General features: G+C 67.5%; 11 protein-coding genes. 6 read left to right on the forward strand and 5 right to left on the reverse strand.

From position 1 onward, the window contains the following. Positions 1 to 10: 10 nt before the first annotated feature. The 3 genes from BLQ28_RS02215 to BLQ28_RS02225 all read left to right on the forward strand — a co-directional run bounded on the left by BLQ28_RS02215 (position 11) and on the right by BLQ28_RS02225 (position 3905). The gene (locus BLQ28_RS02215; protein ID WP_176800990.1) at positions 11 to 997 is read left to right on the forward strand and encodes a Bug family tripartite tricarboxylate transporter substrate binding protein; all 987 of its coding nucleotides are present in this window, start codon (positions 11 to 13) and stop codon (positions 995 to 997) included. A 16-nt stretch (positions 998 to 1013) separates the two neighbouring features. Continuing rightward, complete coding sequence (gene gudD / locus BLQ28_RS02220) at positions 1014 to 2375, forward strand: glucarate dehydratase (RefSeq protein ID WP_093236927.1); 1362 nt, start codon at positions 1014 to 1016, stop codon at positions 2373 to 2375. A 93-nt stretch (positions 2376 to 2468) separates the two neighbouring features. Further along, entirely contained in the window at positions 2469 to 3905 is a 1437-nt protein-coding gene (locus BLQ28_RS02225; protein ID WP_093236928.1) for an aldehyde dehydrogenase family protein, read from the forward strand. Positions 3906 to 3912: 7 nt separating this feature from the next. On the opposite strand, the gene BLQ28_RS02230 is transcribed toward BLQ28_RS02225, so the two are convergent. Next, positions 3913 to 5466 (reverse strand): glycine betaine ABC transporter substrate-binding protein, encoded by a 1554-nt coding sequence (locus BLQ28_RS02230; protein WP_093236929.1) that lies wholly within the window; start codon positions 5464 to 5466, stop codon positions 3913 to 3915. 111 nt (positions 5467 to 5577) lie between these two features. Here BLQ28_RS02230 and BLQ28_RS02235 point away from each other — a divergent pair, with 111 nt between their 5' ends. Next, positions 5578 to 6684, forward strand: a complete 1107-nt coding sequence (locus BLQ28_RS02235; RefSeq protein WP_256327140.1) for an ROK family protein — start codon at positions 5578 to 5580, stop codon at positions 6682 to 6684. A 42-nt stretch (positions 6685 to 6726) separates the two neighbouring features. Here BLQ28_RS02235 and BLQ28_RS02240 read toward each other — a convergent pair whose 3' ends face one another. From BLQ28_RS02240 to BLQ28_RS02255, 4 genes are all read right to left on the reverse strand, one after another. After that, positions 6727 to 8496 (reverse strand): Ig-like domain-containing protein, encoded by a 1770-nt coding sequence (locus tag BLQ28_RS02240; RefSeq protein WP_093236930.1) that lies wholly within the window; start codon positions 8494 to 8496, stop codon positions 6727 to 6729. A 481-nt stretch (positions 8497 to 8977) separates the two neighbouring features. Then, positions 8978 to 10357, reverse strand: coding sequence for a phospholipase D-like domain-containing protein (locus BLQ28_RS02245; RefSeq protein ID WP_093236931.1), 1380 nt, complete (start codon positions 10355 to 10357; stop codon positions 8978 to 8980). 37 nt (positions 10358 to 10394) lie between these two features. Next, the gene (locus tag BLQ28_RS02250; protein ID WP_093236932.1) at positions 10395 to 11069 is read right to left on the reverse strand and encodes a glutathione S-transferase family protein; all 675 of its coding nucleotides are present in this window, start codon (positions 11067 to 11069) and stop codon (positions 10395 to 10397) included. A gap of 27 nt (positions 11070 to 11096) precedes the next feature. Then, positions 11097 to 12218: a 5-methyltetrahydropteroyltriglutamate--homocysteine S-methyltransferase gene (locus BLQ28_RS02255; RefSeq protein WP_093236933.1), complete on the reverse strand. Its 1122-nt coding sequence runs from the start codon at positions 12216 to 12218 to the stop codon at positions 11097 to 11099. A 146-nt stretch (positions 12219 to 12364) separates the two neighbouring features. On the opposite strand from BLQ28_RS02255, the gene BLQ28_RS02260 reads away from it, so the two are divergent. Beyond that, complete coding sequence (locus tag BLQ28_RS02260; protein WP_093236934.1) at positions 12365 to 13486, forward strand: aromatic ring-hydroxylating dioxygenase subunit alpha; 1122 nt, start codon at positions 12365 to 12367, stop codon at positions 13484 to 13486. Next, positions 13483 to 14259 (forward strand): GntR family transcriptional regulator, encoded by a 777-nt coding sequence (locus tag BLQ28_RS02265; RefSeq protein WP_093236935.1) that lies wholly within the window; start codon positions 13483 to 13485, stop codon positions 14257 to 14259. Before BLQ28_RS02260 ends, BLQ28_RS02265 begins: the two co-directional genes overlap by 4 nt. Positions 14260 to 14280 lie beyond the last annotated feature (21 nt).

The following is a 14280-nucleotide window of genomic DNA, read 5'->3' on the forward strand; positions in this document are numbered from 1 at the left end:
GGATGCGCGAATGAACAGAAGAAAACTTCTTGCGACGGGCTTCGCGCTCGCCGCCACCGCGCTGCTTCCCCTGCATGCCCTGGCACAGGCCGATGCATGGCCGCAGCAGAAGCCGGTGACCATCGTCGTGCCGTTCCCCGCCGGCGGCTCCACCGACATGGTGGCGCGCGCGTTGGCGCTGCAGCTGCAGAACAAACTCGGCGGCAGCTTCGTCGTCGACAACCGACCCGGTGCCACGGGCACCATCGGCACCGGCTTCGTCAAGCGCGCGGCGCCCGATGGCTACACGCTGCTGGTGTCGTCGCTCGGCGCCTTCGTCGTCACGCCGCATCTGCAAAAGAGCGTGCCCTACGACGCCACCAAAGACTTCGACTACATCAGCGTGCCCGTGCAGGCGCCCAACGTGCTGGTCGCGAATGTCGCGCGGCCCGAGCGCACCGTGGCCGACGTGCTCGCGCTGCTGCGCAAGACGCCGGGCAAGGTCTCGTTCGCGAGCTCGGGCAACGGCTCGTCCGACCATCTCTCGGCCGAACTCTTCTGGCAGCAGACGAAAACCGAAGGCGTGCACGTGCCCTACAAGGGCGGTGCGCCGGCAGTCAACGACCTGCTGGGCAACCAGGTCGACTTCTCGTTCCAGAACGTCAATGCCGTGCTGCCGCACATCCGCGCGGGCAAGCTGCGCGCCATTGCCGTCACCGGCGACAAGCGTTCGCCCGTGTTGCCCGACGTACCCACGCTGGCCGAAGCCGGCGTGAAGGGTGCCGAGGTCTACTCATGGCAAGGCATGGCTGCGCCCAAGGGGCTGCCACCCGCGCTGAAGAAGAAGCTGAGCGACGCGGTGATCGCCGCCATGCAAGACCCCGAGACGAAGAAGCGCATGCTCGACCAGGGTCTTGAAATCGTCGCCAGCACGCCCGAAGATTTCACCGCCTTCCAGTTGCGCGAATGGACGCGCTGGAAGACGCTCATCGACACACGCCACATCACTGCAGACTGAAGCAGCAAGCCCGAAGATGACAAGTCCTGAATCCGTTGTTTCCAACGCCGTGCCGGGCGCGCCCGTCGTCACCGGCATGCGCGTGGTGCCCGTTGCGGGCCACGACAGCATGCTGATGAACCTCAGCGGCGCCCATGGCCCTTTCTTCACGCGCAACCTGCTGATCCTGACCGACAGCGCCGGCCACACCGGCGTCGGCGAAGTACCGGGCGGCGAGAAGATCCGCCAGACGCTCGAAGATGCGCGCGGACTCATCGTGGGTCAGCCCATCGGCCGCCACAACGCCGTGCTCAACAGCCTGCGCAGCGCTTTTGCCGGCCGCGACAGCGGCGGCCGCGGTCAGCAGACCTTCGACCTGCGCGTGACCATCCACGCGGTCACCGCCGTCGAGGCCGCGCTGCTCGACCTGCTGGGCCAGTTCCTCGAAGTGCCCGTGGCCGCATTGCTCGGCGAAGGCCAGCAGCGCGATGCGGTGCAGATGCTCGGCTACCTCTTCTACGTGGGCGACCGCAAGAAGACCGACCTGCCTTACGAGACCGACCCCGGGGCCGACAACGACTGGTTCCGCCTGCGCCACGAAGAAGCCATGACGCCCGAATCGATCGTGCGCCTGGCCGAAGCCACGCATGCGCGCTACGGCTTCACCGACTTCAAGCTCAAGGGCGGCGTGCTGCGCGGCGAAGAAGAAGTCGAGGCGATCCGTGCGCTGCACGAGCGCTTTCCGAAGGCGCGCGTCACGCTTGACCCGAATGGTGGCTGGCTGCTTGCCGATGCGATCCGCCTGTGCCGCGACCTGCATGGCGTGATGGCCTATGCCGAAGACCCGTGCGGTGCCGAAGGCGTGTTCTCGGGCCGCGAGGTGATGGCCGAGTTTCGCCGTGCCACCGGCCTGCCGACGGCCACCAACATGGTCGCCACCGACTGGCGCGAGATGGTGCACAGCCTCTCGCTGCAGTCGGTCGACATCCCGTTGGCCGATCCGCACTTCTGGACCATGCAGGGCTCGGTGCGCGTGGCGCAGTTGTGCCAGGCCTGGGGCCTGACCTGGGGCTCGCATTCCAACAACCACTTCGATGTATCGCTCGCAATGTTCACGCATGTGGCTGCGGCCGCACCCGGCAAGGTCACGGCCATCGACACGCACTGGATCTGGCAGGACGGCCAACGCCTGACCAAGGCACCGCTGCAGATCGAAGGCGGCTTCGTGCAGGTGCCGACGCGCGGCGGCTTGGGCATCGAACTCGACATGGACGAAGTCGAGAAGGCGCACCAGCTTTATCTGAAGCACGGCCTCGGTGCGCGCAACGATGCGCAGGCGATGCAATACCTGATTCCCGACTGGACTTTCGACAACAAGAAACCATGCATGGTTCGTTGAAAGCGTAGCCTTCGTTTTCCATTCCCGCAGCCGGAGCCTCATCGCTCCGGCTTCTTTCTTTTCATCGAGCAGCAGCAAAGCAAGGAACCCCTCATGCAGAACTTCGACAACCTGATCGCGGGCGAATGGCGTGCCGGCGCAAGCTACAGCCCCAACGTCAACCCGAGCAACCTGGCCGATGTGCTGGGCCAGTACACGCAAGGCGACGCGGCGCATGTCGATGCCGCCGTGGCCGCCGCCACCGCGGCCTTTCCGGCCTGGGCCACGGGCAGCATCCAGGCGCGCTCCGACGCGCTCGACAAGATCGGCAACGAGATCCTGGCGCGCAAGGAAGAGCTGGGCACGCTGCTCGCGCGCGAAGAAGGCAAGACCAAGGCCGAAGGCATTGGCGAGGCCACGCGCGCGGGCCAGATCTTCAAGTTCTTCGCGGGCGAATGCCTGCGCCTGTCGGGCGAGGTGCTGCCTTCGGTGCGGCCCAACATCGGCGTCGAGATCACGCGCGAGCCGGTCGGCGTGGTCGGCCTCATCACGCCGTGGAACTTTCCGATTGCCATTCCCGCGTGGAAGATCGCACCGGCACTGGCCTTCGGCAACTGCGTGGTGCTCAAGCCCGCCGACCTCGTGCCGGGCAGCGCCTGGGCACTGAGTGAAATCATCAGCCGCTCGGGCATTCCGGCGGGCGTGTTCAACCTCGTGATGGGCCGTGGCAGCGTGATCGGCGAGGCGCTGGTCCAACACCCCGGCATTCATGCGATCAGCTTCACCGGCTCGGTGGGCGTGGGCCGCAACATCGCGATCCAGTGCGTCACCAACCACAAGAAGGTGCAGCTCGAAATGGGTGGCAAGAACCCGCAGGTGATCCTGGACGACGCCGATCTGGCACAGGCCGTGGAACTGAGCGTGCAGAGCGCCTTCTATTCGACCGGCCAGCGTTGCACCGCATCGAGCCGGCTCATCGTGACCGAAGGCATCTACCCGAAGTTCATCGAGGCGATGAAGGCGCGCATGGCCAAGATCAAGGTCGGCGATGCGCTCGCGCAAGGCACCGACGTGGGCCCTGTCTCGTCGAGGTCGCAGCTCGACCAGGACATGGAATACATCGCCATCGGCAAGGGCGAAGGCGCCACGCTCGCAGCCGGCGGCGAACGCCTGAAGCTGGAGACCGATGGCTACTACATGTCGCCCGCGCTGTTCAGCGAATCGGCCGCCGCCATGCGCATCAACAAGGAAGAAATCTTCGGCCCGGTCGCGAGCGTGATCCGCGTGAAGAACTACGAAGAGGCGCTGGCCACCGCCAACGACACCGAGTTCGGCCTCTCGGCCGGTATCGCCACCACCTCGCTGAAGTACGCCACGCACTTCAAGCGCCACAGCCAGGCCGGCATGGTGATGGTCAACCTGCCGACGGCGGGCGTCGACTACCACGTGCCCTTCGGCGGCCGCAAGGGCAGCAGCTACGGCCCGCGCGAGCAGGGCAAGTACGCGCAGGAGTTCTTCACCACGGTGAAGACCGCCTACACGCTGGCCTGACCGGTCTTCAGGCGGGCGGCAGCGAGCTTGGCGGTGCGCGTCGGCGGCGGCGCATCGCGAATTCGATCAGCTCGAAAATGCCTTCGCTCAGCAGCGCCATCGCGGCGGCCGGCAGCGCGCCGGCCAGCAGCAGCTCGCGGTCGTTGAGGGCCAGCCCCGTCACGATGCGTTCGCCGAAACCGCCCGCACCGATGAAGGCCGCGATGGTCGCGGTGCCGATGGCAATCGCCGTGGCCGTACGCACGCCTGCGAGCAGCGTGGGGAGCGCCAACGGCAGCAGCACGAGCTGCAGGCTCTGCGGCGGTGTCATGCCGAGCGCGGTGCCGGCCAGCCGCAGGCCGTTCGGCACTTCGGCCAGGCCCGTCACCGTGTTGCGCATGATCGGCAGCAGCGAATAGAGCGTGAGCGCGATCAGCGCGGGCAGTGCGCCGATGGCGCCGAGCATCGAGATCAGCACCGCCAGCAGCGCGAGCGACGGCACGGTCTGCAGCAGGCTCGCGATGCCGAGCACCACGGCGCGCAGCCGCACATGCGAGAACACCAGGATCGCGATGGGCACGCCAATCAGGATGGCGACGCCCACCGACAACGCCACCAGCAGCAGGTGCTGGCGCGCCAGCTTCCAGAGGTCGGGGCCGAACAGCTTGGCGGTGAAGCCGCGCCGGGCTTCCTGCGCCGGTGCCGCGCCGGTCTTGCCGGTGCTGGCGATGAAGTCGCGCGCGATCACGTCGAAGGGCACGCTCTGCAGCTCGGCGCGTGCGTTCATCGCGATCATCGCGTGCTCGTCGACCTTTCCTTCGAGCGTTTGCAGCGCGGCCCATGCCTTGGGCAGCCGCGTGGGCAGGTCGAGCCTGTAGAGCACCACCGCGTCGTAGCGCGGAAAGTATTTCTTGTCGTCTTCGAGCACGCGCAGGCCGAGGTGATCGATCTTGGCGTCGGTGGTGTAGATGTCGATGGCGTCGATCTGCTTGGCGGCCACCGCCTCGTAGGCCAGGCCGTGATCGAGGCCGGTCGGCGTCTGCGTGAAGCCGTAGCGCGAGGCCAGCCCCTTCCAGCCATCGGCGCGACCGAGGAATTCATTCGACAGGCCGAGCTTGAGTTCGGGGTGCTTCGCCAGGTCGCTCAACGTGCGCAGGCCGAGCCGGTCGGCATCGGCCGCCCGCACCGCCAGCGCATAGCCGTCGTTGAAGCCGAGCGGAATGGCCACGCCCAGGTCCATCGGCGCGAGCGAGGCGTTCATGGCCTCGCGCGTTTCCGCTGGCGAGCCCTTGAGGATTTCGAGTGCGATGGTGCCGGTGTATTCGGCATAGAGGTCGATGGCGCCCGAGCGCAGCGCCTCGTAGACGATGGCCGTGTTGCCCAGCCCTTGCCGCACCACGGGCGGCGATGCGGTGTGCGGCGCGGCGGTCTGTGCCAGCAGCTCGGCCAGGATGTACGACTCGGTGAAGCGCTTGGAGCCGACGCGCAGCGGCTCGTCGGCGGCCTGCGCGGGCGAGATGGCCGCAAGCCAGGCAAGGGAGAGCAACAGGGCTGTGTGCCAAAGGCGGCGGTGCAGGGGCATCCGGGCCAGTGTATAGACATCTCTTTGCGCGGAGTACCCGTCCGTCTCCTACACGCCGAGGTGCGCGGAGCCGATGCGCCGGGGCTGTGCAGCGGCCCATAGTCAGTGGCCATGAAGTCCAAGCAGACCAAGACCAAAGCCACGACCAAACCCCAACCGCACAAGCCGCACAAGAGCGACCTGCCCGGCCCCGACGTCCATGGCCTGCGCGAGCTGCCCGGCCTGCAGGTCGACGGCTACAGCCTGCAGTTGCGCGACAAGGACGGCTTCGTCGGCGACCAGGCGAGCCAGACGGCTTTCAGGGAGCTGCTCGAACGATGGCGCAAGCGACGCCGCAAGGCCGGCAAGGACCCGCTGGGCCGATCGCATTCGCGCGACCTCAGCAAGAAGGAACTCGACCGCGCGCTGCAGGAGAAGAAGGCCTCCGAAGCCGCCGATGTGATGCACGGTGCCATCGAGGAATTCGCGGAAGAGCTGGCCTTCGTGATCCAGCGCTTCATGCGCCAGCCTTCGTGGCGGAAGGTGCAGCGCATCGTGGTCGGTGGCGGCTTTCCCGAGAGCGACGTGGGCGAGCGCGCGATCCTGCAAGCGGGTGCCATCCTCGAAGACATGGGCCTGCACGTGCAGCTCGGCCGCCTGTCGCACAACGTGGATGACGGCGGCCTGATCGGCTGGGTGCATCTCACGCCGCCCGCCATGCTGAAGAAGCACGACGCGATCCTCGCGGTGGACATCGGCGGCACCAACGTGCGCTGCGGCATCGTCAAGACGCGGCACCGCAGGGCGCCCGACTTCTCGCTGGCCGAGGTGGTGCGGCGCGAGAAATGGCACCACGCCGACGAAGGGCCGAACCGTGGCGGCATGGTGGAGCACATCGCCGACATGCTCGAAGACATGGTGGTCCACAGCGAGCGCAAGAAGATCCGGCTCGCGCCCTTCATCGGCATCGGCTGCCCGGGGCTGATCCGGCAGGACGGCTCGATCGCACGCGGCGCGCAGAACCTGCCCGGCGATTGGGAGAGCGAGGCCTTCCATCTGCCCAGCGCACTGTGGCGCCGCATGCCGATGATGGACTCGGGCGCGACGCTGGTGCTGATGCACAACGACGCGGTGGTGCAGGGCCTGAGCGAACTGCCCTTCATGCGCGACGTGCGGCACTGGGGCGTGCTGACCATCGGCACGGGGCTGGGCAACGCGAGCTTCACCAACCGGGGGTGACAAGCAAGGCGACGGCGTTCTTTCTCGCCGCCTTGCCTTGCACTACATGTCTTCGGGTCGCAGGCCCGCATCGACGCGGACATTGGCCGAGGTGGCCACGATGTTGCCGGCCGCATCGGCAACGCGCAGCTCGATGTTGGCGGCGCCGGCCTTCGCGGGCGTCCATGCGCACACATAGGGCGCGGCCTTCAGCGTACACACGGTGCGGCCGTCGACGATGAACTTCAGCTCGGCCACGCCGACGTTGTCGGACGCCGTGGCAGACAGCCGCGTTGCCATGCCTACCACTGCGTCCGGCGGCGCGGCCAGCGTCGCGCTCGGAGCGATGGTGTCGGCCGGCGGGTTGACGATCACGTTCGCGGATGCGACGGACGCATTGCCCGCCGCATCGATCGCGATCACGTGGATCGTCTGCGTGCCGGGTGTGGTCGGCGTCCACGTGCAGGTGTACGGCGGCGCGGTGAAGGTGCAGATCGGCAGGCTGTTGGTGCCGACGACCTTGACGCCGGCCACGCCGACGTTGTCGATCGCCACCGGCGCAAGGGTGGTGGGCTGGCCCACCGTGGCCATGGCCGGGGCGGCGAGCGACACGGTCGGCTTGTCGGTGTCGCGAATGCCGAGCGGCAGGTCGATGGTGAAGGCCGACTGGCCCTGCACGGCCTTCTGCTCGAAGGCATCGAAGATCGTGAACCAGGTCGCACCCGGTGCGCGCTCCGGCGACTGCGCCTTCACCAGCAGGTTCGTCTTGCCGACGGCGAAGCAGCTGAAGCCGCAGTGCCAGTCGAAGGCGAAGCGGCCGTTCGCGTCGGTCGCGCCTTGCACCAGAAGCTCCAGCGGCTTGCGTGCACCGGGGTCGCGCCAGACCGAGACCAGTGCGCCGGCCAGTGCGGTGCCGGTCGCGGCGTCGGTCACGCGCACCTGCGTGGCGGTGGTTGCGGCCATGTACTTCGAGGTGCCGAGGCGGGGCCAGTCGCTCCAGTCGGTGTTGATGTTGGCCTTGGTGCCCGCGGTGAAGCGGATCATCTCCAGCGTGGCGACGCGGTTGGCGGGGGGGGCGAAGCGCTCCTCGAAGACGGTGCCCAGCAAGGGGTCGAGCCGCCAGTGCTGGCGCGGCCACCAGTAGCGGTCGGTCGGGTTCGCCAGTTCCAGGTCGGCCTTCGGTGCGATGCCGGTGGTGTCGGTCACGGCGGTGGCGTTGTAGTACTCGCCGGAGCCCGCGCCGAAGACGTGTTCGAGCTCATGCAGCAGGGTCTTGAGCTGGCGGCCGAGGTAGTCCTTCTCGGTGGACTCGGGCGCGGCGGGGGAGATCGTGCGCGTCAGGCGCAGCGGGTCGTGAATGGCGGTCCAGTTGAGGTTCCAGGTCACGCCCTTGGGCGGGAAGGTGGTGCTCGTGGTCAGGCCGCCGTGGCTGTAGCCGCTCTGCGACTTCGACACGCACAGCACGACCTCGCGCTCGGCCACGCCATTGAAGCCGCACTGCGGCGCCGACCCCGGTGCGACGACGCGCAGGTCTTTCGCGGGATCGAAGACGAAGCTGCGCACGGTTTCGCGCGTGAACACCGTGTTGATGTCGGCCACGTACTGTGCGAGCCGGCGTCCCGCTTCGGGCACGCCGATGTCGGCCACCAGCTGGGGGTCGACGAAGAACTTCAGGCGGTGCACGCTGGGCGTGGCACGGCCGACCTCGTCCATGGCGGCCCGGGCGGGCACGCACACGGAAAGCAGCAGCAACATCGCGCAGGCCAATGCAAAAAAAGGCATGGCTGCGCCCAGCCGGCGCGCACGCGCCAGCAGCGAATCAACGGATCGCATCGATTTTTTCCCGCAGGGGGACTCGGCAAAAATCAAAGGGGAGTCGCTTCAGGCGACCCGATGGACCCGGGCTGCAGGAAGCACGCAAACCCCCGCCCGAGACCACCTTTGCCGGTCACGCTTTTGCATCGCATCGAATTCGCCGAAGGCGATGCGCCCTGAAGGGCGCCGATGCTTCCGAAGTGCGGGGGCTGGTTGCCTGTCGATGAGATGAAGAGCGGACCGCTCATTCCCCAACACGACGTTGAGGTAACCAGTAAGGCCTCAATTTTAAATTTTGAGCCCGTAGGAATGGGGCTTGCCCCGCTGTAGTGCCTGCCTATTATTTGGGCAGTTTGTCACGACGCGGAGCACCGGATGCGTGGCGAGGTGGCGAGGCTCCGCAAGCTGCTGCTGCAGAGCCCGCGGAGGACCGTGATCTAGTTCACGGATGCCGAGCACTGGCGCCGCAAATCGCGTGCGGCAACGGCCGCGACGGCACCTACAGCTGAAAAGCGACGGTGAGCAGCAGCCCCTCGGCCACGTCGCGCACCAGCCCCGGACGCCGCGCGCGGTAGGGCTCGCCGGCCGAGGCGGTGGTCTCGATCCACTCGGCCAGCCATTCGATGTCGGCCTGCCCGTAGAACACCACGTTCGCCTCGTGATTGAGCAGCAGGCTGCGCAGGTCGAGGTTGATGGAGCCGCACATGGCGAGTTCGTCGTCGACCACCACGGCCTTGGCGTGCGCCATGAAGGGCAGCATGCGAAAGCTCACGCCGGCGCGCGCCAGGTCGCGCATGGCGCGTGCGCGCACGAAGTCGGCCAGGCGGTGGTTCGACTGCGCGGGCATCGCGATGGTCACCTGCACGCCGCGCCGTGCGGCCAGCCGCAGCGCATCGCGCAGGCCGTCGCCGGGCACGAAGTAGGGCGTGATCGCCAGCAGGCGGTGCTCGGCGCGAAAGCACGCGTCGATCAGGAGGGCGTGCGCGGTGTCTTCGGTCTGGTCGGGGCCGCTCGGCAGGAACTGGGCCATGGCGGTGCCCGGGCCTTCGGGCACGTCTTCGGCCGTGATCGCGCGGGCCTTGCGCGGGCGCACCGAGGTCCAGTCGTGGTCGAACTGGCGCGAGGCCGCCGCGGCCACGCTGCCGTGCAGGTCGAAGGACAGGTCGCGCCAGGCCTCGGGGTGCTTGGCGTTGCCGCTGAAGTACTCGCCCGCAAGATTGCGCCCGCCCGACCAGAGCCAGCTGTCGTCCGCAATGGTGAACTTGCGGTGGTTGCGCAGGTTGCGAGGGCCGATGCGGCGCAGGCTGAAGAAGGGGCGGAACACCGCCACCTCGCCGCCCGCCGCGCGCAGCAGGTCGAAGTGATGGCGCGGCAGCGACAGCGCACCGAAGCCGTCGAGCAGCACGCGCACCTTGATGCCTTCGCGCGCCCGCTTCGCCAGCCGCGCGAGCACCGCGTGGCCGAGATCGTCGTTGCCGATGATGAAGGTGCACACGTCGATGCGCTCGCGCGCGCCGTCGATCACCTGCCACAGCGCCTCGCGCGCGGCCTCGCCGTCGGCGTGCATGCGGATCGCGCAGCGCCCCGGCGGCGCAAGGCCGAAGCTCTCGATCAGGTCGGCCGCCCAGTGCCCCGGCGGCACCGAGCGCGGCGGCCGCGGCGAGCCCGCCGGGCGCAGCTTGCGCTGGCCGAACAGCAGGTACATCGGCAGGATGAAATAGGGCAGCAGCACCAGCCCCATGACCCAGGCGATGGCCGTGGTGGGCGCGCGCTGCTCGCGGCGCGCACGCGTGGTCAGTACGTAGACAAGCAGCGCAAAAGTGACGACGAGGAAATGCTGCGACGGCGAAGGCAGCCAGTCGAACCTTGTATTCGGCATGGGGCCGATGATGCCTCAGTGCCGCGCTCTCGCCCGGTCAGCGCTGCAGGAAGGCCGGCACGCCGCGCCCTTGCGAGGCCAGGAACCGCATCATCGGATCGACCACCGCGCGCACGGCCGGCCGGTCGCCCACGCGGTCGCGCCACGCCACGAGGCGCGGCGTGGCGCCGGTCATGCCGGCACCCTTGCGGTCGGCGAACACGTGCGCCATGTAGAAGGCGATGTCCGCGAAGGAATACGGGCCCGCGAGGTACTCGCGCGTGGCCAGCAGGCCTTCCATTTCTTCGTAGAAGCGCGCGCAGCCGGCACAGGCCGCGATCGCCGGAGGGCTCTGCATGGCCTCCTGCAGGCCGAAGAGCTTGATGACGTTCGGAAAGAAGACCTCGTCGGACTTCTGCTCCAGCTGCCGCGCGCGGGCCCGCTCGGCAATGCCTTGGGGCCACAACGCGAGCGATGTGGGTGCGGGGTAGCGGTCTTCGAGGTACTCGAAGATCTGCGTCGAATCGAACAGCGAAACCTCGTCGTCGACCAGCACGGGCACCTGCTGCTTGACGGGGTTGACCCGAAGCACCTCGGGGTGCTTGGGCTCGTAGGCGTCGCCTTCGACGAAGGGCACCATGACCAGTTCGAAGGGCACGTTTTTTTCGCGTGCCGCGATCTCGACCTTGGCGCCGAACATGCTGAGGGGGCCGGAATAGATGTGAGTCGTCATGCCCCCGACTTCACCAGAAACGGCGCCTCAGGTCGAGCCCCAGACCTCCTGCGCGGTCTCGACCACCAGGCGCAGCTTGTTGCGCTGCGCTTCCACCGCGATGTTGTTGCCGTGCACGGTGCTCGAGAAGCCGCACTGCGGCGACAGCGCGAGCTGCTCGAGCGGCACGTACTTGGCGGCGTCTTCGATGCGGCGCTTGAGCTCGTCCTTGTCTTCCATCTGGCCGAACTTCGTGGTCACGAGGCCCAGCACCACCGTCTTGCCCTTGGGCAGGTAGCGCAGCGGCTTGAAGTCGCCCGAGCGGGCGTCGTCGTATTCCATGAAGTAGGCGTCGAGGTCCATCTCTTTCAGCAGCGCCTCGGCCACGGGCTCGTAGTTGCCGGCGGCGGCGTGCGTGCTCTTGAAGTTGCCGCGGCACAGGTGCATGGCCAGCAGCATGCCCGGCGGCTTCTGCGCGACCACTTTGTTGATGAAGGCGGCGTAGCGGTGCGGCAGTTCGTTCGGGTCGTCGCCGCGCTTGCGGGCGGCTTCGCGCATGTGCTCGTCGCACAGGTAGGCGAGGTTGGTGTCGTCCATCTGCACGTAGGTGCAGCCGGCGGCGGCCAGCGAGCGCAGCTCGTCGCCGTAGGCTTTGGCTACGTCGTCGTAGAACACCGGGTCGAGTTCGGGATACGCCTCTTTGCTGATGCCGGCGCGGCCGCCGCGGAAGTGCAGCATGGTCGGCGAAGGAATGGTCACCTTCGGCGTGCGGCCCGCCGAGACCTGGCTCTTGAGGTACTGGAAGTCGGCGAGCTGGATGTCCTTGACGTGGCGCACCTTGTCGATCACGCGCATCGCGGGCGGTGCCAGTTCTTCGGTGCCGTCGGGCTTGCGGATGGTGACCGGGATGTCGGTCTTCACGCCGCCGAGCTGGTCGAGAAAGTCGATGTGGAAGTACGTGCGGCGGAACTCGCCGTCGGTGATGCTCTTGAGGCCGATGTCTTCCTGGAACTTGACGATCTCGGTGATGGCCTGGTCTTCGACCTTGCGCAGTTGCTCGGGCGTGATCTCGCCCTTGGCCTTCTGCTCGCGGGCTTCGAGCAGGTATTTGGGGCGCAGGAAACTGCCCACGTGGTCGTAGCGGGCGGGCAGGGCGGCGTGCTGGGACATGGATGAACTCCGTCGTGGCTGGGAAACGAACGGCAAATCGTAAAGCCTTCGAAGTCGCCTTGTTTGTATACAGATGACTCGGTATTTACCCTCGAATTGGCGATTCGAGCTGGAAATTTCTTAATTTCTGTATACATTGAGTATTCATGAAAACGCCCACGACCGCCTTTCCACTGAACGCCTGGTACGCCGCCGCCTATGACGTCGAAGTGCGTCACGCCCTGCTGCCTCGCACGATCTGCAACCAGAAGGTGGTGCTGTTCCGCCGCACCGACGGGCAGGTCGCCGTGCTCGAAGACGCCTGCTGGCACCGCCTCATGCCGCTGTCGCTCGGCCGCCTCGAAGGCGACGAGCTGGTCTGTGGCTACCACGGCCTTGTCTACAACAGCCAGGGCCGCTGCACCCACATGCCGAGCCAGGAAACGCTCAACCCCTCGGCCTGCGTGCGCAGCTTTCCGGTGGTCGAGAAGCACCGCTTCGTGTGGATCTGGCCCGGCGACCCGGCCAAGGCCGACCCGGCGCTGGTGCCCGACATGCACTGGAACGACGACCCCGCCTGGGCCGGCGACGGCAAGATGATTCGCGTCAACTGCGACTACCGGCTCGTGGTCGACAACCTCATGGACCTCACGCACGAGACCTTCGTGCACGGCTCCTCGATCGGCAACCGCGAAGTGGCCGAGGCGCCTTTCGTCGCCACGCACGGCGACCGCTCGGCCACTGTCACGCGCTGGATGGAAAGCATCGACCCGCCACCGTTCTGGGGCGGCCAGATCCGCCATGCACGCGGCTACACCGGCAAGGTCGACCGCTGGCAGATCATTCGCTTCGAAGGCCCGTGCACCGTGAACATCGACGTCGGCGTGGCCGAGGCGGGCAGCGGCGCGGTGCCCAGCAACGGCAACCCCGGCGACCGCAGCAAGGGCGTCAACGGCTACGTGCTCAACACCATCACGCCCGAGACCGACAAGACCTGCCTGTACTTCTGGGCCTTCGCGCGCAACTACTGCCTGGGCGAACAGCGCCTGACGCACGAGCTGCGCGAGGGCGTGGCGGGCATCTTCCGCGAAGACGAACTCGTGCTCGAAGCGCAGCAGAAGGCGATGGACGACCACCCCGACCATCAGTTCTACAACCTCAACATCGACGCCGGCTCGATGTGGGCGCGCCGGCTGATCGACCGCATGGTCGAGAAGGAAAAGCCCGCGCGCGCCGCGATTCCGATCCGCCCGGTCGAGGCAGCGCAAACACAGGTGCAGACAGCATGAAGGTCGCCGCCGTTTCCCCCGCCACCGAGCCCGGCGACAGCGGCAGCTCGCAGGCCGTGAAGGCGCAGCTGCGGCTGCGCGAAATGATCCTCGCGGGCGACCTGCCCGGTGGCGCGCGCATTGCCGAGGTGGCCATCTCCGAACAGCTCGGCGTGTCGCGCACGCCGGTGCGCACCGCGCTCATGCGGCTCGAACAGGAAGGCCTGCTCGAAGCGCTGCCCAACGGCGGCTATGCGGTGCGTACCTTTTCCGAGCGCGACGTGGCCGATGCCATCGAGTTGCGCGGCACGCTCGAGGGGCTGGTCGCGCGGCTGGCGGCCGAACGCGGCGCGCCGCCGGTGGTGCTGCGCGAAGCGCGCGCCTGCCTGCAGCGCATCGACGAACTGCTGCGCGAGCCCGCACTCGACGACGCGGCCTTCTCTCGCTACGTGACGCACAACGAGCGCTTTCATGCGCTGCTCTGCGAAATGGCGGGCAGCCCCGTCATCGCGCAGCAGCTGGAGCGCGTGGTCAACCTGCCGTTCGCTTCGCCCTCGGGCTTCGTGATCGTGCAGGCCAACTCGCCCGCCGCACGCGACATGCTCGTGATCGCGCAAGACCAGCACGTGCAGGTGCTCGACGCCATCGAGTCCGGCGAAGGCTCGCGCGCCGAAGCGCTCATGCGCGAGCACAGCCGCATTGCACGGCGCAACCTGCGCGAGGCGCTGCATGGCACGCCTACCGCCGAACAACGCCCGCTGCCCGGCGTGCAACTGATCCGCCGCCGCGGCTGACCGACTTTTTTCCCTCTCTCT

This window comes from Variovorax sp. EL159, from assembly GCF_900100965.1.
Lineage (GTDB): Bacteria > Pseudomonadota > Gammaproteobacteria > Burkholderiales > Burkholderiaceae_C > Variovorax.

Bases quoted from the DNA above. Each gene is read 5' to 3' on its own strand.
- BLQ28_RS02215 (WP_176800990.1), top strand. From the start codon at position 11: ATGAACAGAAGAAAACTTCTTGCGACGGGCTTCGCGCTCGCCGCCACC.
- gudD (WP_093236927.1), top strand. From the start codon at position 1,014: ATGACAAGTCCTGAATCCGTTGTTTCCAACGCCGTGCCGGGCGCGCCC.
- BLQ28_RS02225 (WP_093236928.1), top strand. From the start codon at position 2,469: ATGCAGAACTTCGACAACCTGATCGCGGGCGAATGGCGTGCCGGCGCA.
- BLQ28_RS02230 (WP_093236929.1), bottom strand. From the start codon at position 5,466: ATGCCCCTGCACCGCCGCCTTTGGCACACAGCCCTGTTGCTCTCCCTT.
- BLQ28_RS02235 (WP_256327140.1), top strand. From the start codon at position 5,578: ATGAAGTCCAAGCAGACCAAGACCAAAGCCACGACCAAACCCCAACCG.
- BLQ28_RS02240 (WP_093236930.1), bottom strand. From the start codon at position 8,496: ATGCGATCCGTTGATTCGCTGCTGGCGCGTGCGCGCCGGCTGGGCGCA.
- BLQ28_RS02245 (WP_093236931.1), bottom strand. From the start codon at position 10,357: ATGCCGAATACAAGGTTCGACTGGCTGCCTTCGCCGTCGCAGCATTTC.
- BLQ28_RS02250 (WP_093236932.1), bottom strand. From the start codon at position 11,069: ATGACGACTCACATCTATTCCGGCCCCCTCAGCATGTTCGGCGCCAAG.
- BLQ28_RS02255 (WP_093236933.1), bottom strand. From the start codon at position 12,218: ATGTCCCAGCACGCCGCCCTGCCCGCCCGCTACGACCACGTGGGCAGT.
- BLQ28_RS02260 (WP_093236934.1), top strand. From the start codon at position 12,365: ATGAAAACGCCCACGACCGCCTTTCCACTGAACGCCTGGTACGCCGCC.
- BLQ28_RS02265 (WP_093236935.1), top strand. From the start codon at position 13,483: ATGAAGGTCGCCGCCGTTTCCCCCGCCACCGAGCCCGGCGACAGCGGC.